Raw genomic sequence first — 22,778 nt, 5'->3', positions numbered from 1 at the left:
AATACCAGTGACGCACAGTCCGCGTTGCGACGAACGATGGAACAATTCTCTGATCAGACCCGATTTATTCTTTCATGTAACTACTCCAGCCGGATTATTGACCCAATTCAGTCCCGGTGCGCTGTATTCCGATTTTCACCACTTTCTGATGAAGCTGTTACTGAACAAATTCGCCGGGTTGCGGATTCTGAAGGCCTAACGATTACTGAAGACGGTCTGGACGCAATTGCGTATGTTGCAGATGGAGATATGCGCCGAGCAATTAATGCTTTACAAGCCACTGCATCTATCAGTGAGACCGTCACCGAAGAAGATGTCTATGCGATTACGTCAACTGCCCGTCCCGAAGAAGTAATGGAAATGGCTCAATATGCTATCGATGGTGACTTTTTGGCTGCTAGATCGCGTCTAGAGGATCTGCTTATTAACCGTGGTATTGCTGGTGGCGACATTCTCGATCAACTTCATCGATCCGTCTGGGACCTTGATCTTGACGAACAGACAACTGTCCATCTCATGGACCGAATGGGTGAAACTGAATATCGAATTGTTGAAGGAGCAGATGAACGAATCCAACTCGAAGCCATGCTTGCTTCTCTTGCGCTTGACTAACTTACAATCGATTCTGTTTGTTTTATTTTCTACTTGTTCGTTCAATGTATGGTCTCATATATGCGTAAAATATAGTGAATATTAATCTATTCTAGTGCATCTCTATCTTATTTTTCATTGTATTAATCAAACTATTTCCGAACTATTTTACTCACTGCCCAGTCAGTATAGTTCAATGAGTCAACTTGAAGAAGAGTATCGCTTAGACTACTTTACCGAAAACGGGTTCCACCGCAAGCAATGTCCGGAGTGTGGGGATCATTTCTGGACGCGAGATGCTGAGCGGGAACTGTGCGGTGAGCCCCCTTGTGAACCGTACAGCTTTATCGACAATCCCGGCTTTGACGAGAAACTCGAGCTTGAGGAGATGCGCGAGGCATTCCTTTCTTTTTTCGAAGAGCACGGTCACGAGCGTATTGAGCCATACCCTGTCGCCGCGAACCGGTGGCGCGATGACGTGTTGCTTACCCAAGCATCGATCTATGACTTCCAACCGCTTGTCACAAGTGGGGAGACTCCGCCTCCTGCGAATCCTCTGACAATTTCACAGCCATGTATTCGAATGCAGGATATTGACAACGTTGGAAAGACCGGTCGACACACCATGGCTTTCGAGATGATGGCTCATCACGCATTCAATACCCGAGAGGATGCTGATGACGAATATGCATACGAGGGTGAAGTATACTGGAAAGACCGGACTGTTGAACTCTGTGACCAATTGTTAGAGGAGATGGGAGCGAACTTAGATGAGGTCATTTACATCGAAGATCCATGGGTTGGTGGCGGAAACGCTGGCCCTGCAATTGAAGTTATTTACCGGGGACTAGAATTGTCGACGCTGGTCTTCATGTCGATGAAGCAGGATCCAGAAGGCGAATATAAACTCAAAGACGGCAATCGCTATTCTGAGATGGATACATACGTTGTCGATACTGGATACGGCCTCGAACGATGGACCTGGATGTCACAGGGGACGCCAACTGTTTATGAGGCAATCTACCCTGACATGATTGATTTCCTCAAGGAAAGTGCTGATATTGAGTACACAGAAGCTGAATCCGAACTTATTCATAATGCTTCCCGCCTCGCCGGTACTCTTGATATCGATGATGTAGATGATGTCGAAGCAGCTCGTGGTGATATTGCCGATGAACTCGGGGTTTCTGTTGACCGGCTTCGTGAACTTCTTGAGCCGCTTGAGACCATCTATGCAATTGCTGATCACTCTCGGACGCTCGCCTACATGCTTGGAGATGGAATTGTTCCATCCAACGTTGGAACCGGATATCTTGCAAGAATGGTTTTACGCCGTACAAAGCGACTTGTTGATGATGTAGGAGTTGATGCTCCAATCGATGAACTCGTCGATATGCAAGCCAAACGACTTGGGTACTCTAACCGAGATACAATTCGAGACATTGTTCGAACAGAAGTCAAAAAATACCGCGAAACACTAACTCGTGGTCGCCGAAAGGTGAAGGATATCGCAGTTGAGTATGCAGAGCAAGATGATCCAATCCCATCTGAGACACTTATCGAATTATATGATTCTCATGGTATTCAACCCGATACGGTAAGAGAAATCGCTGCTGAGGAAGGCGCTGATCTTGATATTCCGGATGACTTCTATTCCCTTGTAGCTGATCGGCATGATCAAGGTGATGCGGAATCAGAGACTGCAGCTGATGATGAACGGTTCTTTGATCTTCCTGAAACTGAGAAACTCTATTACGAGAACCAGTCTGGAACTGACTTTGAGGCAGTTGTGTTAGATGTGTTTGAACAAGATGAAGGATATGATATTGTCCTTGATCAGACGATGTTTTACCCAGAAGGTGGTGGACAACCAGCTGACAAGGGAACTCTCTCAAGCGACGAACAAACGGTTTCTGTCTCTGATGTTCAGATTGAGAATGGCATTGTCCTTCATCGAACAGACGCCCCGCTTGATAAAGGTGCTATGATCCGCGGAAGTATTGACTGGGATCGCCGCAGTCGGCTTATGGCACACCACACGGCGACTCATATTGTGATTGACAGTGCTCGAGAAGTCCTCGGCGAGCACATTCGACAGGCAGGTGCACAAAAAGGCATTGACAGCTCTCGGATTGACCTAACTCATTATCAGCGGATTGACCGTAAACAGATTAAATCTATCGAGCGGCGTGCCAACGAGATCGTTCGCAAGAATGTGTCCGTTACGCAGGAATGGATCCACCGAAATGATGCTGAAGACGAATATGGCTTTGATTTGTATCAGGGTGGCATTCCAGCTGGTGAAGAGATTCGCATTATAACCGTTGATGATGATGTTCAGGCATGTGGTGGTACACATGTGGGTCGTACTGGTGATATCGGATTTATCAAGATCCACTCAAACGAACGTGTCCAAGACGGTGTTGAACGCTTGATTTTCTCTGCTGGTGAGGCAGCCATTGAAGGTATCCAGGAAACAGAAGATGCTCTCCTTGAAACAGCTGATACCTTTGATGTCACGCCTCAAGAAGTTCCAGAAACAGCTGATCGCTTCTTCAAGGAATGGAAAGACCGAGGAAAACGCATTTCTGAACTCAAAGAAGAACTCGCTGCAGCCCGTGCAAGTGGAACTAGCACTGGAAAGAACATTGAGTTGAACGATGCTGAGGCCGTCATTCAGCGCATTGATGCCGATATTGATGAACTGCGTGCAACCGCAACAGCACTTCAAGAAGATGGAACTGTGGCAGTTATTGGCAGTGGTAACGGCAGTGCACAGTTTGTTGTTGCTGTCCCCGAATCAGTGAACCTCAATGCTGGTGAGATTGTCAGCGAACTCGCACAGTCTGTTGGCGGCGGCGGCGGTGGTCCAGCCGACTTTGCGCAGGGAGGTGGTCCAGACGTTGAGAAGCTTGACGACGTGCTTGAGTCTGTTCCTGACCTTCTTCGAGAGCGACTCCACGCTTGACCTCCCCCTTCCACGACTGAAATCGTGGGCTCTCTCCTGTTTCCTCTGTAGTTTGTTATACATTTCTCATCAAACAAATTGAGTGCTTATTAAGCACGTAGCCTCACAGAGTATCGATGTAATCCCTCAGTTTTAGCCTAAGAGAAGGTCAACTAATTTCCAGGCTGATGAACGACTGCAATATCACAGTCAACATCCAATCCAAAGTACGTTGGAGGAACTAATGTGCGTGATATTGTCCCTCGATCTGTACTTGCTCCGATAATTAGCAAATCCTTTTCACTGGCTGCTTTATTGAAGTATACTTGTGGTGAATCTCCTGTGACAACTGTATTTACTCTCCTATCTACGGACTCAGCCAGTGCGGTGACCATCTGTCTTCCTTCTCGCTGCGTTTTATCTTCAGGAACGCAGTAACAAAGGCTCGTCTCGGATGCTATTCGGGATCCAATTTCTGCCAAGCGCTGATTTGCTACGTCGGCTGCCATTACGCCGACCATAGCACTTTGCCATTCAGTCTTCTCTGGCGTTGTTTCGACTCCGATAATCTCGATATTTGATTTAAATAGCTTTTCCAATGGTTTGACATTGTCCGGATTATAGCTTGTAACAATCGAAGTGCAGTTTGTGTCTGCTGCTACAGAGAGCAACTGCTTTGTATCGCTCCCTTGCGGGATTATAATTACATCTGCAACAACATTGTATTTAGACTCAATCTCTTCGGCTTGTTCTTCAACCTCAGCAACGGTTTCTGACTTGGATTGTGTCTCACTTTCTCTCCCTAGTAAAATGACCCGGCTGGATGGACTCTCGGCAGCGACCTTTCCACCTATGTGGGCCAACGTACTACTTTCATTTTCCCACATTGGAACAAGCACGTGCTCTGACTGACCTTTTTTTCGATATAGAAACTCTGCCCGCTTCTGATATACTTGATCTCTCCAGAGGATGAATACAATAGCAACAAGCAAGCTAGACGTTGCTATCCCAAACACGTAGGTGATTTCATCAACTCCCGTGACAAGGACGAGTAGTGCTGTTGAATACGCAGATGGTTCCTCTACTTTGATAATCCATGTAACAATTCCGGCAAGTAAGACGCTTAGTGCCGCTCCTTCAGGAGGAATTGGCGCTTCCACAACAGCTACATCAAAAAATAAGATTGCTTCTAATGAAATCCATCCGCACACTCCCCCTGCTGTAATCCCCATCACAAATCGTCGAGGAGACGACCGGTCCGGTGCAGCAAATAGCGTATAGGTGCCAGCAGCAATTGGCGGGAATAACAGAAACGAAATCGCGTTTGAGACGTTTGAGAGCCACGTAACAATGCCGACAATTAACGGCACAAGTACAAGCACTGAAATTCGAATGAGGTGTGACGACTCTTGTAACCAGAAACCAGCTGCCACCCGCCGGTCTTGAAGGCTCTTTTTGATTTGCAAGGTTCTAACCTTCGTCTTTAGTCTTTGTTTGTGTCTGGTCTTTTATGTTTGCCTTGTTTATACTGTACGTAGCTAAGAAAGCATATAATCCTCTCAATCTCTCTGTTTTTTGGCTTTGAACAACAGTCTCAGAGTAATTTCTGTGTAATCTTAGCAATCGAAGATGGAAAAACAATTCATTCTCGGCCGCAAAGTCGACACATGCGCATTGCTGTGCCGAACAAAGGGCGGCTTCATGATCCAACCATGGATCTACTGGAGCGGGCAGGCCTTCCTGTCGTTAACAGTGCTGACCGAAAACTCTACGCTGATACAGTTGATCCAGATGTCACGATTCTATTTGCACGTGCCGCTGATATCCCTGAGTATGTGCGTGATGGAGCAGCGGATATGGGTATTACCGGTTATGATCAAGTCAAGGAAGCTAATGCTGATACTCTGACCGAACTACTTGATCTTGAATTTGGACAGTGCAGACTTGTACTTGCTGCGCCAGAAGAAGGTGAGATCCAATCCCCAACTGATCTTGAAGGCGGAACAATTGCTACAGAATTCCCAACGATCACCCGATCGTATCTTGAGCAAGAAGGTATCAATGCGGACATTACCGAAGTCACCGGCGCTACTGAACTAACCCCACACGCTGGAATGGCCGATGCAATTGTAGATATTACTTCAACGGGAACCACGTTACAGGTAAACCGACTTGCAATCATCGATGAAGTGCTCAACAGCTCTGTTCGCCTGTTTGCTCGTGATGATGTCGCCACTGACACAAAGGTGCAACAAGTTACTACAGCACTACAATCTGTTCTTGATGCTGAAGGAAAAAGATATCTTATGATGAATGTACCAACTGACCAACTTGAAACTGTCAAATCAGTCATTCCTGGCATGGGTGGCCCGACCGTAATGGATATCGCCGATGGACAAAATGGCAAGGTGGCTGTTCATGCTGTAGTTGATGAGCGTGATGTTTTCGAGACAATAACGGAAGTAAAAGAAGTTGGTGCCAGCGATATCCTTGTTACAGAAATTGAACGACTCGTTGAATAAGTTCCTCAACGATTAGTTGAGTAATCCGAGATCTTCCAGACGATCAACAATTTCGTCAACCGCGTGTTCTGCATCTTCTGGTTCTTTTCCGCCAGTAATGACGAGTTTACCAGATCCGAAAAGCAGAGCTACAACTTCTGGATCGTCGAGTCGATATACCAGCCCGGGGAATTGCTCTGGCTCGTACTCAATATTCTCGAGTCCTAATCCAATTGCAATCGCATTGAGATTTAGGTTACGTCCAAGGTCAGCCGAGGTAACAATGTTCTGAACGACAATCTCCGGATCGTCATTGACGTTAATTTTAAGCTCTCGAAGTTTGTCAAAGACAATCTGTAAACTCTCGTGCACATCATCGGTGCTCTTAGCTCCAGTACAGACGATTTTTCCTGAACGGAAAATGAGAGCAGCAGATTTCGGATCTTCAGTACGATAAACAAGTCCTGGGAACTGTTCTGGATCATAGTCAGCTCCCTCAAGGTCCATTGCAACACTCTGGAGATCCAGCTCTTGGCCGATTCCCGTCGAAGCAACTACATTTTCGATATTAATAGTCTCTTTTGGATTGGTCATACTACATTTAAAAGTCGTATTTAAGCTTTATAAAGGTTGGTGACCTGTACGGCATTTTGCTCCTATCTCTTTTTTCCTATGGTTGTGGTATTCAGATGGATAATATACCAGCGCTTTTGCCTAATTCAGTGATACACAGATATCCCCCCCGTCGTTGACAGATCGAGGTGTGCAAGTAGCGAGTGTCCCGAGTGTGGAAGTAGTGATGTCACTCGGAGAGGCGATTCGTTCCGGTGTCAAGACTGCGAGCTAAACGCTCACAGTGACGTGGCAGGAGCGTGGAACATCTTGCAGCAAGAAGTGGGGCCGATGGCCCGGCCCGCTGCCCTGTCTGCTGAACGCGACAGGGACGCACCCCACGAGGGGGCGTACTGGCAGTGGAACGAACACGACTGGAGACCCGCCGATGTTGAGGAACAGTCGCGTTCATTCGACCAACCCAGCGTCAGCAAACCCGCACGTTCACAGCCGGGGTAATCGATCTGGTTGGATTACCCACGGAGGAATCCCACGACTTCAGCCGTGTGGAGGAGGTCAAACGCCAATCAGTAACGATATCGCTTATCTGATCATTGTTTCGCTCAGTTAGGCAAGAGCCTATACCAGATCAATATATCAACTGTTTTTGGTTTAACTCTTACAGGCTACGTCCCCATCCTCAAGGAGCGAACCGCGTCAGCGGTGAGTGAGTAGGCAGAGGTAGTTCACTTCTTGCTGGTTATGCCTCCTGTGCCAAAAGCTCGAATAGGGCAGATATTTCGCTGAGTATATGTGCTCCGAAACGTTCTAACACGCGCCCGAACTCCGTTTATGTATGGATCTTCTCCGAATAACCCGCGAACTTCTTGACACTGGGCCACTCTGCAATGCGTGTCTCGGCCGTGTTGTCGCTGATCGTAGCTTTGGACTCACTAATATTGAGCGAGGTAAAGCCCTCCGTGTAACTGCTGCAATAGATGAGGACATTGAGTACAAACGTCCTGACCCTGATGCATGCTGGGTTTGTGAAGGACACTGTAATGAATATGAAACGTGGGCCGAACGCGTAGCAGAGGAAGCTCGTGATTATGAATTTAATACATACCAAGTGGGTACCCGAGTCCCACCACTCATCGAAGAAAATGATCGTCTTCTTCGCGAGGATGCTGATCTCCCTTCTGATGCTGGTGAATCATTTAAATCTGCATTTAACCGCGAGGTCGGCAAACGCGTTGGTGCACTTACGGACTCGCAAGTCGACTTTGAGCGTCCGGATATTCTTGCTGTTTTGAATCTTGAGCGGGGCGATGTGGACCTACAGGTTAACCCAGCCTTTGTATACGGTCGATATCGCAAAATCGAACGAGACATTCCACAAACAGAATGGCCATGTCGTGAATGTGGTGGATCCGGGAAACAATTTGGTGATGAAGGTGAAGTCCCATGTGAACACTGTGACGGCGAAGGATATCTTTATCCGACAAGTGTAGAGGAGGAGGTTTCTCCTCATGTTAAAGAGGCCATGAATGGTGAAGAAGCGCTTTTTCACGGTGCAGGTCGTGAAGATGTTGACGCACTAATGCTTGGAACTGGTCGCCCTTTTGTTGTTGAAGTCAAAAACCCAGCTATTCGAACGCCCGACATTGAGGCGTTACAGAAGACTATTAACGACCACGCTGACGGTGTTGAAGTAGATGGACTTCAGCTGGCAACCCACACAATGGTTGAGCGTGTCAAAGAACTTGATGCTAGCAAAGTGTACCGAGCAACTGTTCAGTTCGATGATCCAATTGATTCCTCAACACTAAGTGCTGCACTTGATGAGCTTGAAGGAACTACCATCGAGCAATTTACTCCGCAACGGGTCGACCATCGCCGTGCAAGTCAGACCAGAACTCGTGATGTCTACGCCGCTGGTGGCGAACTTGTCGATGAGACAACGGCGACAATCACAATTGACGGCGAAGGCGGTCTCTATATTAAAGAACTTGTCAGCGGTGATGATGGTCGAACAACGCCAAGCTTAGCTGGATTAGTTAATACTGGTGCGACCGTTACAGAACTTGATGTAATCGCCGTTGAAGGGGAAGATGAGGAATTTGAACAAGAAGACCATCTCATTGCGTAAACTACTCCATCAATCGGCCCCGTGTATAGCATCTTAACGATAACAGTTGTTGATAATACGATTTCTTTATTCAGTGGTGATCCGGTAACAACCCGTGATACACCATTATCACATGACTCGTGTTGAATAATAAAACTGTGTTTTCAACTACTGATAAGGGCTAACTTAGAAGAAGCTAAAAATCGACATTACTTTGTTCTCCCCATACGCACATTCCCGTATGTCGGAAACTGAGGATCGGAAGGACGACCATATCCGCATCATCCGCGATGAAGACGTTGAAGAAGGAACAACCGGATTTGCAGATGTCCAGTTAGTTCACGAGGCACTTCCTGAAGTCCATAGGGAACAAATTGATTTGTCTGTTGATCTCTGCGGAAAAGAAATCTCTGCACCGATTATTTTAGACAGCATGACTGGCGGGAGCGAGAACACAATTAAGATTAACAGACGACTCGCAGCTGCTGCAGAAGAGTGCAACGTTGCAATGGGGCTTGGCAGCCAGCGGGCTGCACTGGAACTGGATGACCCTGATGTCCTTGAGTCCTATACTGTTGTCCGTGATGCTGCGCCCAATGCGTTTATATTTGGAAACCTTGGTGCGGCACAGGTCATCTCGTATGATACTGAAACAGTAGAAGAGGCTGTGGAGATGATCGATGCAGATGCCATGGCTGTTCATCTTAATTTCCTTCAGGAAGCCGTTCAGCCTGAGGGTGACGTTGATGCTCGAGGCTGCTTGGCCGCTATTGAGCGACTAGCTGATTCCCTCTCTGTTCCAATAATTGTCAAGGAAACTGGAAATGGCATCAGCGCAGAGACTGCTGCTCAATTATCGGATGCTGGCGTTGACGCAATTAATGTAGCTGGTCGAGGAGGAACAACTTGGTCTGGTGTTGAAGCGTATCGTGCCGCTGCTGTTGATGATAAGCAACGACACCGAGTTGGAACTTTGTATCGGAAGTGGGGGATCCCAACGGCTGCCAGTACAATCGAAGCAGCATCTGAACACGATTGTGTGATTGCAAGCGGTGGTGTTCGATCTGGCCTTGATATTGCAAAATCCATTGCACTTGGTGCACAAGCTGGTGGCCTAGCTAAACCACTGCTCAAACCAGCAAGCGACAGTGTTGATGCACTCGTTGATAAGATTGAGAATCTTACCGCTGAACTTCGTACTGCCATGTTTGTAACGGGGTCCTTAACGGTATCTGAACTCCAACAGACAGATACTGTTATTTTGGGCCGAACAGCACAGTATATCAAACAACGACAGCTGGATTCCGACGCCGGCTCCTATCGTCTTGCTTCCCCGCCCCAATAAATACTGTAAACACTCATCATGCTTTTGTAGCAATCGTTTGATACACAGATGACTACATCGACAATTTACATTGGCGTTGATGAAGCAGGAAAAGGTCCCGTAATCGGTTCAATGTTTGTTTCTGCGGTTGCTGTCCCCGACTTGTCTAATATTCCAGATTCTGTTGCCGATTCTAAGCAATTGTCAGATGCTTCCCGAGAAACACTTGCCACCCAGATTGCGGAGCATAGTTCAATCTATACTGCGACGATTGAGGTTTCGCCTTCTGACATTGACGCGCCAGAGACAGACATGAATACATTGACTGTTTCAGCCCATGCTACTGCTATAAATAATATAATTGATAGTAATCCAGCGTCGGACGTTGCCGTTGTTGTTGATGCAAGTGATGTTAAGCCTGAACGATTTGCATCTCGAATCCAACAGCAGTGTAATTTCTCGTTTGAGCTTGAAGCAACCCACAAAGCAGACGTCGAATATCCAATCGTCGCAGCTGCCTCTATCGTCGCCAAAACGAGACGAGAATCCCATATTTCTGACCTTGCCAGTGAATATGGTGAAATTGGCAGTGGATATCCAAGTGACCAGACCACGCGTGACTTTCTCGCCTCATACATCGAGGATTACGGATCTTTGCCTCCGTTTGCCCGAGAATCTTGGCAAACATGTGATGATTTGCTGGCTGCCGCTGAACAGTCTGGGCTTGATGAGTTCTAGAGTGTGGACTCTGTGTCAATTCCGTATACCCGCTTTGGAGCTTCTACATGTGCACGGTAAATCGCCTCCTCATAACCGTTTTCCTCCATCCATCGAACTCGCCGTGGGACTGTCTTCGGCCCAAGAACAGCACCCGGACGGTCTGGATCATCAAGAAAATCTGTCTCCATGAAGAATAATTCATCTCCTTCAGCAGCCTCTTCTATTGCGTCTTTAGAGCTAATTACACTGGGAACAGGTCCCTCAATCGGTCCTTGTGAATAGTGTTTCACAACATGTTTGGAATCGAGTCCAACCTCTTTTGCCCATGTTGTCACTTCACTGAAATCACTACCACCTTCTGTGTGCAGTTGAACGACACAGTCATGCTCGGCGCCCATCTGAAATGCGTGTCGCATCACGTCATTAGATGCTTGCCAAACCTCATCCGATACGTCATAATGTGGACGACCTGATTTCAATGCCAGTGCTTTGCCTTCTGCAACATATTCTGCTGCTGTTTCAATCCCCGACTGCATAATTTCTTTGGCTGAATCAGGGCTTTCTCCACGTTCAATTAGTTTTGAGATCAACCCAGGATGTACTCCAAGGACCGGCCAAGCCTTTCCCGGAAGTCGGGTTGTTGCTTGTTTAGCAATCTCAACTGTTTTGTCAAATACCGGCTGAAAATCCTCTCCTTTTGATGCCTGAACATCAAAATACCATGAAGGTAGATTCACGATTAGCATGTGTGTCCCTCCCATCGATGCAAATGCATCAACTGCTTCGATACCATCTCCTTCTTCAGGGTTCAAATGAAGATGATTATCGAGAATTGGTGTATTTTTACTCATAGTTATTAAGTCGTGCTGGCAACACTTGAACTGGTGTGTCTTGTTGCCAAAGGTCCGGTGGTGGTATACATAGGAACAATTCCATACTCTTTGGCTCCCCCGGCTAAATCCTGGAGGTTTCGTCTCGCTACCGCTGTAGTGTCAACTATGACTGCCTGCTTGCTGTCTTCGACAACCTCTCAAGAATGGGGCCGTAACCTGTAGGACTTAAACTACTCGTCCTCATCTGATTGACCTGAAAGTTTAATAGCTTCATCAGCCGCATTGCGTAGTGCGTCTGACCGCCCATGTTCTCCGGGTGCAAGCGCAATCGTTGCAATCCCCCGCTCACGCGCCAACTCAAGCACCGGCTTGAAATCTGTATCTCGAGATGCAATAACCAGCAGATCAATATCTTTCTCAAGAATCAGTTCTGTCGCTTCCACGGCCATCCGAACATCGACGTCACCACTTGTTACGATTACTTCGAATCCTCGTGCTTCTGCTGCCTGAACAAGTTTTCCTGGTGCACGCTCATCTAAGTATAGCCGCGATACTGTCAGTCTCCCCCGATTGCGGGCAACGTCACGAACATCATCTAAGTCGATCGAAAAGTTCTCTCGCAGAACGTTTGGTCCATCAACAAACAGTGCTACTTGCGAATCTGTTGCTGCCAGTCGTTCAAATACCGACTCCAAGCGAGTCATACCTAGCAATATGAGTCGCGTGAGTTGTTCCTTTCGGCCTACTTGCAGATTAACAATTTAACTCATAATTATTGTATATTTAATGGATTAATGTATGGGCTAAAAATAGTACTATTATACAACGATTATTTCCTTATTCGGTGAAATATGCCATGAAACATATAATATTGAACTAGTTGACCGGCGGAACTTTCGTGATTAGCAACTATTAAGTTGTTTCCGCGTGCGTAAAATTGTATGTCGTTACAAAAACCGCCACTGTATGCGGTACACGACGAACTTGGTGCTTCATTCACCGACTTTGGTGGATGGGAGATGCCGGTTGAATTTGACGACATTCGTACCGAGCACAGTGCTGTTCGGGAGGACGTAGGTATTTTTGACGTGTCACATATGGGGCAGATAGAAGTTACCGGACCCGATGCTGCTGAGCTTAATGCAAATCTGGTAACGAATGCTGTTGATGAGATGGATATAGGGCAGGGCAGATACAGTGCCATCCTCAATGAAGATGGCCATATGATTGAAGATATTATATTCTATCGACTTCCAGACCAAGACGGAGAGGAGCGATACCTTGGTGTTCCGAATGCAGGTAACGATGAAATGATTGCTGATCGATGGCGATCATATCGTGATGAGCTGGGATTAGATGCCGACGTCACAATCACAACTGAGGATTATGCGATGGTAGCTGTTCAGGGCCCAAATGCGCCTGAACATGTTGATGCTGCGACTGAAGAAGATGTTCTCTCGTTAGGTCGGTACGAAGGTATGTGGGCTACTATTAACGGTGCTGAAATGTGGGTTGCTCGTACTGGTTATACAGGAGAAGATGGATTTGAGATTGCTGGCCCTGCTGATAAAGCAGAGTCCCTGTGGAATGCTTTTGATGGTGTTACCCCTTGTGGCCTCGGTTGTCGGGATACACTCCGGCTTGAAGCTGGTCTCTTACTGTCTGGACAAGACTTCCATCCTGAAGAGATGCCGGTAACGCCGATTGAAGCTAAATTGAGTTTTGCTGTTGATCTTGATCATGATTTCGTCGGTAAAGATGTTTGTGCGGATCAGATCCAAAATGGAACCGAAAAACAGTTGATTGGACTTAAGCTAAATGACCGTGGGGTACCACGGCATGGATACACAATCGAATCAACTGACGGCGAGGAAATTGGCGAGGTGACGAGTGGAACCATGGCTCCAACTCTTGGTGAAGCGATTGGCCTCGGGTATGTCGACTCGTCGTATGCCGAAGAAGGCACCGACATCAATGTCATGGTCCGTGGTAATCCGAAAAGTGCAACAATTACATCACATCGATTCCTAAACTAAAATTATGAGCTACGAAGTTAAAGACGATCTCTACTACACAGAAGATCACGAATGGGCACGTATCGAAAATGGAACGGCGACGATTGGACTTGCCGATTTTGCGCAGGATGAGTTCGGCGACCTAGTTTTCTTCGAACTCCCTCAGGTCGGTGACGAAGTCGCACAGGGCGACGCGTTTGGCGTTGCCGAATCGATCAAAGCAGTTGCAGACATTTACTCGCCGGTTTCTGGTGAAGTCGTAGACGTAAACGAAGAAATTCTTGATGCACCAGAGTTGGTCAATGATGATCCATACGGTGACGGTTGGATAATCAAAGTCGAAATGTCTGATGAAGCTGAAGTTGAGAACCTCTACGACGTTGAGGCGTATCAAGAAGAGCTTCTTGACTGAGTACCGCTAGCCAACCTTCACGACAATCACCATCCTTCACGAAATATGAGTGAACATCATACAAGTGGTGGAACGCCGTTTGCGCCACACCACCCAGAAGACACAGAAGAAATGCTTGACGCCGTCGGTGTTGATGACGTCAGTGAGTTGTTTGCTGTTCCTGATGAATTACTTTACGATGACGAGCTGGGAATTGAATCGCATACTGAACGTGAAACTATGCAGAAGGTCGAGGGGATGTTACAGCAGAATGACGATATTATCGAATTCCTCGGTCGAGGACATTATGATCATTATATCCCCTCCATGATTGATCACCTTTCCTTGCGAACTGAGTTCCTAACAAGCTACACCCAGTATCAGGCCGAAGTGTCGCAAGGATTCCTGCAGGTACTCTTCGAGTACCAATCGATGATGTCTGAGCTAACGGGGCTTGAAATCGTTAACTGTTCAATCTATGATGCTGCAACTGCACTCGGTGAGGCAGCAACACTTTCATCTCGTGCTCGACGAATCAGCGGTGAGCGCATTCTTATTCCTGAACTGACAGACGAACGGTACCGTGAAGTACTCGGGAACTATGTAGATGGTACTGGCCTCCATATTGATGAATTTGCAATGGAAGACGGTAATGTCGACATTGACGATCTTGAGTCAAGTATCGACGATGATGTTTCGATGGTTTATGCACGGTCACCAACTGTCCGAGGTACACTTGAAGAAAACCTCGATAAAATCGGCAACTTAGCTGATGAACATGACGCAATGTTCTGCCTTGGTTCCGACCCTGTTGCACTTTCTGTTATCGAGGAACCAGCTTCAGTTGGTGCTGATGTTGTCATTGGTGATGCGAGTGTCCTTGGCATGCCAAAGAGCTTTGGCCTTGGTCTCGGCCTGTTCTCTGCCCGCGAGGAATTTCTCCGGCAGATGCCAGGTCGCTTAGCTGGTGTTACTGAAGATGCTGATGATAACCGAGCATACGCACTCGTACTCTCAACTCGTGAACAGCATATCCGAAGAGAGCGCGCTACATCAAACATCTGTACAAATGCTGCGTGGGTCGCTCTGCGAACGGCAATGCACACCTCAATGCTCGGTCCGACTGGTCTCATGAACTTGGCACAAATCTGTATTGAAGAGCCCGCAACCCTCGCGGAGGAACTTAATGAGATTGAAGGTGTAACGGCACCTGTTAATGATCGTAATCACTTCCGCGAGTTTGTCGTTGAAACTGAACGTTCAGCGACCGATATCCGTGATGAACTTCAGGACAAAGGTTTTGCCGTTCACGCTCTTAACAAGGATGAGATTCAGATCTGTGTGACTGATACGAACCGGGATCACACAGACGACTTCGTACAAGCTTTCAAAGAAGTCACCGCACTTGAGGAGGTAACACAATGAAATTTGAACAAGCTCGCTGGGTTCGAGAAGAAGATAATGTATACGAACCCCACCTTGCGGAAAAGGATCGTTCGACAGTTAGCACTGATGATGTTTCTCTTCCAGATGAAATAACGCGCGACGAGATCGAACTGCCGGAACTTTCTGAACCAGAGCTAGCTCGTCACTACACACGGCTCTCCGAGATGACATATGGCGTCGAAAATGGTCCGTATCCGCTTGGATCATGTACTATGAAGTACAACCCGAAGTTTACCGAAGATCTTGCTGCTCATCCAGCAGGCGCTGTTCATCCAGACCGGCAAGAAGACACAATTCAGGGCAACCTGGAGATTATGCATACGCTGCAGGACTATCTTGCTCGGATTGGTGGCATGGATGCTGTTACACTGCAGCCCCCGTCAGGTGCAGCCGGTGAGTTTACCGGCATCATGATTGCAAAAGAGTATCACCGGTCTAATGGCGACGAACGTAGCGAAGTTATCGTCCCAGACACAGCTCACGGTACGAATCCAGCAACAGCCACGATGGCTGGCTATGACGTGGTCGTTATTGAGAGTAATGATGAAGGTTGTATGGATCTTGAGGCTGTTCGAAACGCAGTATCAGAGGAAACTGCCGCTCTGATGCTTACCAATCCAAACACCGTTGGTGTCTTCGAGGATGATATTCAGGAGATTGCCGATGCCATTCATGATGTTGGTGGTCTATTGTACTACGACGGAGCGAACCTCAACGCATTGATGGGACGAGCTCGTCCAGGTGATATGGACTTCGATATCATGCACTATAATGTGCATAAAACATTCGCTGCCCCTCACGGCGGTGGTGGTCCTGGTGCTGGTCCTGTCGGAGTCAAGGAAGAACTGGCCGATTACCTTCCAAAGCCTCACGTTCGTGAGACTGAGGATGGCGACTACGAATTCTACGAACCAGACAATACGATTGGTAAGGTCCATGGATTCCACGGCAACTGGCCTGTTCTGTTAAAAAGCTTTGCCTATATTCTCCGCCTCGGCGATGAGGGACTTCTCGACACTGGTGAGCGGGCTATCCTCAATGCAAACTATCTTGCCAGCCAGATTGACTTTGCCATTCCGTACGGTCCGTTCTTCCATGAGTTCGTTGCGAGTGCAGGTGAACATCATGCGACAGATGTCGCAAAGCGTCTGCTTGATGCTGGTGTTCATCCGCCAACTACAGCATGGCCAGAAATCGTTGATCAAGCACTAATGACCGAACCAACCGAAATCGAGAGCAAGGATACTCTTGATCAACTAGCTCAGGCGTTTAATATCGCTGCTGAGGCAACTGAAGAAGAACTTAAAGCATCTCCGCAAAATACTGCTGCCCGCCGGATCGATCAGTCTTCTGCTGACCGTAATCCTCGGCTCACGTGGGATGCTATTGAAGACATTGGGGTTGAGACGCCAGCAGATGACTAACTGCTGATATTAACTTTTGCGTTATTTTTGGACAAAATTAGTAACATTTAGTATCTTGTCGAACGTTAGTTAATATATGACAGTCGTTAGCATCTCTATGCCAGATGACCTACTTGAACGCCTCGATGGATTTGCAGATGAGCATGGATACACTGGTCGTAGCGAAGTTGTTCGAGAAGCCGCTCGGAATCTTCTCGGGGAATTTGATGATGTAAATCTTGAGGATGAAGAGCTGATGGGGATTGTCACCGTCATCTTTGACTACGAAACAACAAGTGTCGAGGAGCAGATGATGCATCTTCGCCACGAACATGAAGATCTAGTGGCATCGAATTTCCATAGCCACGTTGGCGATCATTACTGTGTTGAGTTATTTGTTGTTGAGGGTGAACTTGATGACATCTCTTCGTTTGTCGGAAAAATTCGAGCCACAAATGATACTCTCTCTGTTGACTATTCTATCCTCCCTATATCAGAATTCACTCACACACTCGAGGCAGCTGAATGACCTTGGCTGACATTTGATCATACAAGATTAGTTGGCACTTGAATCTGGGAAAAATACACATACTTCAAACAAACTATATGTAGACATGCGTGTCTTGGTCCCTATTGACGGTTCTGACCCAGCAGAACAAGCACTTCAGCATGCCGTTGACTACGATCCCGATGCTGTCGTTGTAATTCACGTTATTGACCCAGCTGTTGGGCTTCGAACCGGCGAGGCTTACACCTCATACGATCAATTTCTGGATGCCGGCAAGCAACGGGCAAACAGTCTGTTTGCCCGTGCAAGCGAAATTGTCCCCGATGAACTTCTTGAAACCGATACTGTGATCGGATCTCCTGCCCGGGAAATCGTTTCATATGCTGAAGAAAATGATATTGACCAGATTGTTCTTGGCAGTCATGGCCGATCAGGGATTTCTCGTATCTTGCTTGGCAGTGTCGCTGAAGGTGTTACTCGCCGGGCTCCTGTTCCTGTAACAGTTGTTAGATAATATCTAGTCTTGCCTGAAATGGATTGTTGAAAATAATGACTTCTTCAGCGAAATTACAGCAGTTGCGAGGGGGAAAGACAATGGACTCAGTTAGTCATCTGCTGGTGCTGGACTAGAGTTGTTTGATGTGGAAACACTGCTTGGTAGCTGTTCTCGAACATCTGTCACATCGCGCTCAGCTAGCACACGCTGGTATGCTTCTGGGATAACCACAACAAAGTCTTCAATTGCTGACTCCCAGTTGTTGAGTATCGTCTCAGCTTTTTCACTGCCAGTGTATCCTGCGTGGTTCTCAACTAGTCGATGTAGCATCCGTTGATCCCGTTCAGACAACTCTGTTTTAACTGTCACCATCTCTCTATTCACTTTCTGTTTAAACGTCTTCTCTGGGTCATGTACATACGCAATTCCACCAGACATTCCCGCAGCAAAATTTCGTCCAGTATCTCCCAGAATGGCAACGACTCCACCAGTCATGTATTCACAGCCGTGGTCTCCGACGCCTTCTACAACTGCTTTTGTCCCTGAATTTCTGACGGCAAATCGTTCACCAGCTCGTCCGTTGATGTACATCTCCCCGCTTGTTGCTCCATACAGTGCGACATTACCAATTGCAGTATTCTCTGCTGGATCATACGGAGTCTCTGGAGGCGTTGTCACTGATATTTTACCGCCGGAAAGTCCCTTACCGACATAATCATTTGCTGAGCCAGTATGATGAATTGCGACGCCTGAGGTCAGAAATGCCCCAAAACTTTGCCCAGCTGTTCCTTCTGTTGAAATTGAGATAGCATCTTCCTGTAGCCCTTCTGCCCCATGCTCGTTTGTAATTTTGTTTGAGAGTGTGGCACCAATAGTTCGGTTTTGATTTGTTACTTGTGCTTCAATTGAGACTGGTGTCTGCTCTTCAATTGCTGGCGTTGCTTGCTCAATTAATTCGTAGTCTAATTGACCATCGATTTCATGAGACTGTTCACGAATCTTTCTTCGTTGAGAACCATTTGGCTCTGCAAGCACTGCTGATAAATCGACATTCTCTGCTTTCGGATGGTCGATATTATCCCGCTGGGCAAGTAAATCAACCTTACCGATCATTTCGTCTACTGATCTGAAGCCCAAATCCGCCATGATTTCCCGGAGTTCCTCCGCAATGAATGTCATGTAGTTAATGACATTATCTGGCTCGCCCGGGAACCGCCGCCGTAAGTCTTCCCGCTGCGTTGCGACTCCCGTCGGACATGTGTTTTCATGACACTGTCGTGCCATAACACATCCGGACGTGACGAGTGAGGCAGTTCCGAAAACGTATTCTTCTGCTCCCAGCAGAGCTGCAATCGCAACATCTCGTCCTGTCTTTAATCCCCCATCAACAGCGACTTTGATTCGGTCGCGTAATTCTGTCTCGACTAACATCTGTTGGGCCTCAGCAAGTCCAAGCTCCCAAGGTAGTCCTGCATTCTTTATTGACGTTCGCGGACTGGCCCCAGTCCCGCCTGAGTGGCCAGAGATATGCACGACATCCGCATTTGCTTTTGCAACTCCAGCGGCAATCGTTCCAATCCCATCTTCAGAAACCAACTTTACGTTGATGTCTGCATCTGGATTCGCTGCTTTGAGGTCATGAATTAGCTGTTTCAGATCCTCAATCGAGTAAATATCATGCAATGGTGGTGGTGAAATCAGGGACACTCCTTCCGTCGAATGTCGCACCTCTGCGATCATTTGATTGACCTTTTCTCCGGGCAGGTGTCCACCCTCTCCTGGCTTGGATCCTTGAGCCATTTTAATCTGAAGTTCCTCAGCGGAGGAAAGGTATTTTGCAGTAACACCAAACCGTCCGGAAGCTACTTGCTTCACATTACATTCTTTTTCTGTTCCAAACCGTTCTTGCTGCTCACCGCCCTCGCCGGTGTTAGATTTTCCCCCAATTCGGTTCATCGCAATTGAATTATTTTCATGTGCTTCCGGGGAAATTGACCCAAGTGACATCGCAGCGGTCGAGAATCGCGTAACAATGTCTTCAACAGGTTCTACTTCTTCGACTGGTACTGACTCACGCTCATCGGTGTTGAACTCCAGTAGCCCTCGTAATGTCTGCAACGTATCTTCCTGCTCATTGATGTCGCTTGCAAATTCCTTGTATGTCTCGTAATCACCGTTACGTACAGCTCGTTGTAGTGCCCCGACTGTCTGTGGGTTCCACTGGTGATGGATACCTCCGGATCTAAATTCAAACTCGCCATATCGGTCGATCTCAGCTTTATTCCATCCTTGATTATGTCGATCCCAAAGATCTCGCTCTATTTCCTCGATACCGATGCCCCCGGTACGAGCTGTTGTTCCTTCAAAGTACTCTGCAACAAAGTCTGAATCGAGGCCTACAGCTTCAAAAATCTGCGCTCCACGATAACTTTCGACGGTTGAAATCCCCATCTTTGACATTGTCTTGAGGATTCCCTTCTCGATTGCTTTGACATAATTTTTAGCGGCTTGCTCAATGCTTGCTTCACTCCTGTCTTTGGAGAGATCAGCAAGCGTATCAAACGCAAGATATGGATTTATCGCTCCAGCACCGTATCCAATCAGTGTTGAAAACTGATGTACGGTCCTTGGATCACCAGACTCAAGCACAATTCCGGCATCGTTTCGCAATCCTTGTCGAACCAAATAGTGATGTACAGCCCCTGTTACTAACAGTGCCGGAATCGGAAGTCGATCAGCATCCATCTTCCGGTCCGATAGCACAACTATATCATTTCCTTCCTGGATTGCTGCTTTAGTTTTTGCGCGAACGCGTTCAACGGCCGTCTTCATGTCTGTTTCTCGATCAAAGGTAATATCGACAGTTTTGCTCTTCAGGCCGTTTTGTTGAACATCTTTGATTGTCGCTAATTCGTCGTTGGTCAGAATTGGTGACTCGAGAACCAGTTGATTTGCATGTTCAGGACTTTCCTCCAACAGGTTCCGCTGTGATCCTAGCCGTGTTTCGAGCGATGTTACACACTCCTCTCTGAGATAGTCTATCGGCGGGTTTGTAACCTGAGCAAATAGCTGTTTGAAATACGATGATAGCGGCCGATTATACTCTGAAAGAACCGATAGCGGAGTGTCATCTCCCATCGAACCGACTGGATCTTTTCCCGTCTCAATCATCGGCTCAATGAGATTTTCTAATTCATCGTGGCTGTATCCAAATGTTGCCTGCCGTGACCGGAGTGATTCAATATCACCGATCTCTTTGCCGGCTTTTCCGTTTGCGTCTGCCAATGTCACCTGCTGGCTTTCAACCCATTCTTTGTATTTTGGATCAATAAGCTCTTCAAATACCTCCTCATCGGGAATTACTCGTCCTTCTTCAGGATCTGCCAAGAACAATTGTCCCGGTTGTAACCGATCACGCTCTTTGATCTCTCCATAGTCTGGCTCTAACGCGCCTGCCTCACTTGCCATGATCACTCGATCATCTGTGGTGATATCATAACGACATGGTCGTAGACCATTACGATCAAGAATTGCTCCAACACGATCACCATCGGTTCCACACACAAGTGCCGGTCCATCCCATGGCTCGATAAGGGATGCGTGATAGTCATACCAATCCTTCCGGTCTTCGTCCATCAGCTCACTACCACGCCATGCCTCTGGAACAAGCATCCGCAATGCATGTGGAAGTGATCGGCCGCTTTTCAATAGTAGCTCGATAACATTATCAACTGATGCTGTATCAGACTGTCCTGGATCGTCAATGACCGGTTTGATTGTCTCTGTTTCTTCTTGATCAAACGTTGGCACATCGAGATCCGTTTCTCGACTTCGCATCCAATTGATGTTACCCTGTATAGTATTGAACTCACCATTATGGATGATCCTTCGATATGGATGAGCCAGGTGCCACGCACCAAGCGTATTTGTTGAAAACCGTGCGTGGACCAAGGCAAACGTTGTCTGTAGCCGAGTGTCACTGAGATCTTGGTAGTATTCAGTGAGTTGTGTGCTTTTTAAAAGTCCTTTGTAGACAATCGTTTCCCTATCCAGCGAACAGACATAGAATCGTTCGTGTCCCTCTAGTTGTTTCTCCTCAACATTGTTTTCGATATCACGTCGTGCAACATATAGCGCTTTGTCAAATGCTTCATATGCTGGCAATTCTTGGTTTTTTACCTCTTGTTTTGGTCTGACAAAGCACTGACGAACCACCGGCTCAGCTTCCTTAGCCGTGTCCCCTAATGTCGAATTGTCTGTTGGTACAGTTCGCCAGTTAAACACCTGGAGTCCGTGACTTGATACTATTTGCTCAACTTCTTCTTCTATTGCCTGCCGTGCTGACTCTTCTTGCGGGAAAAAAATCATTCCCACAGCGTACATGTCCGGAAGTTCTCTGTCGATAATGTCTGCAAAAAAAGCATCCGGACGCTGTAATAATACCCCAGCTCCATCGCCGGTCGATTCTTCGGCTCCTGTCGTTCCACGATGCTCAAGATTTTCCAAAAGGCGCAATCCATCTGATAAAATTTCGTGTGACCGGCCCCCGTCTAGATCCATAACCATCCCGACCCCGCAGTTTGCATGTACTGCGTCGGGATCTGCAAGCCGATCTGAAGAAGACGACATTGACTTCGTGTGTCGCGTTGTCATCATACACCTTTGAGTACTGGACCAATAAGTACTATTCCCTGAATGAAAAAGGGTATTATAAGTGCATATAAGGGGATATATATTAACAGTATTACCACTACTAAAGCACCAAGCCCCCCGTCAACATGTAATTTGTGTATGTCCAATATAAATGCTTTTGTCAACACAATTGATGCCAAATGTAAGTTAATAGGCTTTGATTGACCAAGATATATATGTGATGCTTTATTTATTCATCTAGCTACGATATTAGCGGAAATACTACTGTTT

Annotated in this window: 16 protein-coding genes and 2 pseudogenes; 13 read left to right on the top strand and 5 right to left on the bottom strand. The window is 47.1% G+C overall.

Annotated features, from left to right (window positions below):
* Window positions 1-3 precede the first annotated feature (3 nt).
* Together K0C01_RS12905 and alaS are read left to right on the top strand one after the other, a co-directional pair.
* Window positions 4-612 (top strand): annotated as a pseudogene (locus K0C01_RS12905) (replication factor C small subunit); the annotation flags it as partial.
* Between the two features lie 175 nt (window positions 613-787).
* Window positions 788-3,559, top strand: coding sequence for an alanine--tRNA ligase (gene alaS / locus K0C01_RS03830; protein ID WP_221170723.1), 2,772 nt, complete (start codon window positions 788-790; stop codon window positions 3,557-3,559).
* 152 nt (window positions 3,560-3,711) lie between these two features.
* Here the strand turns inward: alaS and K0C01_RS03825 are convergent, their stop codons facing one another.
* Window positions 3,712-4,920, bottom strand: coding sequence for an HPP family protein (locus tag K0C01_RS03825; protein ID WP_221170722.1), 1,209 nt, complete (start codon window positions 4,918-4,920; stop codon window positions 3,712-3,714).
* A 285-nt stretch (window positions 4,921-5,205) separates the two neighbouring features.
* Here K0C01_RS03825 and hisG point away from each other — a divergent pair, with 285 nt between their 5' ends.
* A complete protein-coding gene (hisG, locus tag K0C01_RS03820; RefSeq protein WP_221170721.1) occupies window positions 5,206-6,060 on the top strand; it encodes an ATP phosphoribosyltransferase in 855 nt (284 codons plus the stop codon).
* A gap of 12 nt (window positions 6,061-6,072) precedes the next feature.
* Here hisG and K0C01_RS03815 read toward each other — a convergent pair whose 3' ends face one another.
* Window positions 6,073-6,633, bottom strand: a complete 561-nt coding sequence (locus K0C01_RS03815; protein WP_221170720.1) for a TATA-box-binding protein — start codon at window positions 6,631-6,633, stop codon at window positions 6,073-6,075.
* A gap of 165 nt (window positions 6,634-6,798) precedes the next feature.
* On the opposite strand from K0C01_RS03815, the pseudogene K0C01_RS03810 reads away from it, so the two are divergent.
* From K0C01_RS03810 to rnhB, 4 genes and pseudogenes are all read left to right on the top strand, one after another.
* A pseudogene (locus K0C01_RS03810) lies at window positions 6,799-7,110 on the top strand (zinc ribbon domain-containing protein); the annotation flags it as partial.
* Window positions 7,111-7,447: 337 nt separating this feature from the next.
* A complete protein-coding gene (locus K0C01_RS03805) occupies window positions 7,448-8,740 on the top strand; it encodes a tRNA pseudouridine(54/55) synthase Pus10 (RefSeq protein ID WP_221170719.1) in 1,293 nt (430 codons plus the stop codon).
* 220 nt (window positions 8,741-8,960) lie between these two features.
* Window positions 8,961-10,064: a type 2 isopentenyl-diphosphate Delta-isomerase gene (gene fni, locus K0C01_RS03800; RefSeq protein WP_221170718.1), complete on the top strand. Its 1,104-nt coding sequence runs from the start codon at window positions 8,961-8,963 to the stop codon at window positions 10,062-10,064.
* A gap of 48 nt (window positions 10,065-10,112) precedes the next feature.
* On the top strand, window positions 10,113-10,781 hold the full coding sequence (gene rnhB, locus K0C01_RS03795; protein WP_259372389.1) for a ribonuclease HII: 669 nt from the start codon (window positions 10,113-10,115) through the stop codon (window positions 10,779-10,781).
* Here the strand turns inward: rnhB and K0C01_RS03790 are convergent.
* Together K0C01_RS03790 and K0C01_RS03785 are read right to left on the bottom strand one after the other, a co-directional pair.
* A complete protein-coding gene (locus K0C01_RS03790) occupies window positions 10,778-11,614 on the bottom strand; it encodes a TatD family hydrolase (RefSeq protein WP_221170717.1) in 837 nt (278 codons plus the stop codon). The two genes, rnhB and K0C01_RS03790, sit on opposite strands and share 4 nt — an antisense overlap.
* A gap of 212 nt (window positions 11,615-11,826) precedes the next feature.
* The gene (locus K0C01_RS03785) at window positions 11,827-12,300 is read right to left on the bottom strand and encodes an NYN domain-containing protein (RefSeq protein ID WP_221170716.1); all 474 of its coding nucleotides are present in this window, start codon (window positions 12,298-12,300) and stop codon (window positions 11,827-11,829) included.
* Between the two features lie 237 nt (window positions 12,301-12,537).
* Between K0C01_RS03785 and gcvT the strand changes: the two genes are divergently transcribed.
* The 6 genes from gcvT to K0C01_RS03755 all read left to right on the top strand — a co-directional run bounded on the left by gcvT (window position 12,538) and on the right by K0C01_RS03755 (window position 17,873).
* Window positions 12,538-13,632, top strand: a complete 1,095-nt coding sequence (gene gcvT, locus K0C01_RS03780) for a glycine cleavage system aminomethyltransferase GcvT (RefSeq protein WP_221170715.1) — start codon at window positions 12,538-12,540, stop codon at window positions 13,630-13,632.
* A gap of 4 nt (window positions 13,633-13,636) precedes the next feature.
* Window positions 13,637-14,023, top strand: a complete 387-nt coding sequence (gcvH, locus tag K0C01_RS03775; protein WP_221170714.1) for a glycine cleavage system protein GcvH — start codon at window positions 13,637-13,639, stop codon at window positions 14,021-14,023.
* A 45-nt stretch (window positions 14,024-14,068) separates the two neighbouring features.
* Window positions 14,069-15,427 (top strand): aminomethyl-transferring glycine dehydrogenase subunit GcvPA, encoded by a 1,359-nt coding sequence (gene gcvPA / locus K0C01_RS03770; RefSeq protein WP_221170713.1) that lies wholly within the window; start codon window positions 14,069-14,071, stop codon window positions 15,425-15,427.
* Entirely contained in the window at window positions 15,424-16,872 is a 1,449-nt protein-coding gene (gene gcvPB, locus K0C01_RS03765) for an aminomethyl-transferring glycine dehydrogenase subunit GcvPB (RefSeq protein WP_221170712.1), read from the top strand. The genes gcvPA and gcvPB overlap by 4 nt, the downstream gene beginning before the upstream one ends.
* A 76-nt stretch (window positions 16,873-16,948) precedes the next feature.
* On the top strand, window positions 16,949-17,380 hold the full coding sequence (locus K0C01_RS03760; protein WP_221170711.1) for a CopG family ribbon-helix-helix protein: 432 nt from the start codon (window positions 16,949-16,951) through the stop codon (window positions 17,378-17,380).
* A gap of 85 nt (window positions 17,381-17,465) precedes the next feature.
* On the top strand, window positions 17,466-17,873 hold the full coding sequence (locus tag K0C01_RS03755; protein ID WP_221170710.1) for a universal stress protein: 408 nt from the start codon (window positions 17,466-17,468) through the stop codon (window positions 17,871-17,873).
* Window positions 17,874-17,963: 90 nt separating this feature from the next.
* On the opposite strand, the gene gltB is transcribed toward K0C01_RS03755, so the two are convergent.
* Complete coding sequence (gene gltB / locus K0C01_RS03750; protein ID WP_255568431.1) at window positions 17,964-22,508, bottom strand: glutamate synthase large subunit; 4,545 nt, start codon at window positions 22,506-22,508, stop codon at window positions 17,964-17,966.
* Window positions 22,509-22,778 lie beyond the last annotated feature (270 nt).

The organism is Salinarchaeum sp. IM2453, assembly GCF_019693215.1.
GTDB lineage: Archaea > Halobacteriota > Halobacteria > Halobacteriales > Salinarchaeaceae > IM2453.
The sequence above is the reverse complement of the archived record's forward strand: the minus strand, read 5'-3'. Positions and strand labels throughout refer to the sequence as shown.

Coding starts and splice junctions, on each gene's coding strand:
- K0C01_RS03815 (WP_221170720.1), bottom strand. CDS start 6,633: ATGACCAATCCAAAAGAGACTATTAATATCGAAAATGTAGTTGCTTCG.
- rnhB (WP_259372389.1), top strand. CDS start 10,113: ATGACTACATCGACAATTTACATTGGCGTTGATGAAGCAGGAAAAGGT.
- K0C01_RS03760 (WP_221170711.1), top strand. CDS start 16,949: ATGACAGTCGTTAGCATCTCTATGCCAGATGACCTACTTGAACGCCTC.
- fni (WP_221170718.1), top strand. CDS start 8,961: ATGTCGGAAACTGAGGATCGGAAGGACGACCATATCCGCATCATCCGC.
- gltB (WP_255568431.1), bottom strand. CDS start 22,508: ATGACAACGCGACACACGAAGTCAATGTCGTCTTCTTCAGATCGGCTT.
- hisG (WP_221170721.1), top strand. CDS start 5,206: ATGCGCATTGCTGTGCCGAACAAAGGGCGGCTTCATGATCCAACCATG.
- gcvH (WP_221170714.1), top strand. CDS start 13,637: ATGAGCTACGAAGTTAAAGACGATCTCTACTACACAGAAGATCACGAA.
- alaS (WP_221170723.1), top strand. CDS start 788: ATGAGTCAACTTGAAGAAGAGTATCGCTTAGACTACTTTACCGAAAAC.
- K0C01_RS03805 (WP_221170719.1), top strand. CDS start 7,448: ATGGATCTTCTCCGAATAACCCGCGAACTTCTTGACACTGGGCCACTC.
- gcvPB (WP_221170712.1), top strand. CDS start 15,424: ATGAAATTTGAACAAGCTCGCTGGGTTCGAGAAGAAGATAATGTATAC.
- K0C01_RS03755 (WP_221170710.1), top strand. CDS start 17,466: ATGCGTGTCTTGGTCCCTATTGACGGTTCTGACCCAGCAGAACAAGCA.
- gcvT (WP_221170715.1), top strand. CDS start 12,538: ATGTCGTTACAAAAACCGCCACTGTATGCGGTACACGACGAACTTGGT.
- K0C01_RS03790 (WP_221170717.1), bottom strand. CDS start 11,614: ATGAGTAAAAATACACCAATTCTCGATAATCATCTTCATTTGAACCCT.
- gcvPA (WP_221170713.1), top strand. CDS start 14,069: ATGAGTGAACATCATACAAGTGGTGGAACGCCGTTTGCGCCACACCAC.
- K0C01_RS03785 (WP_221170716.1), bottom strand. CDS start 12,300: ATGACTCGCTTGGAGTCGGTATTTGAACGACTGGCAGCAACAGATTCG.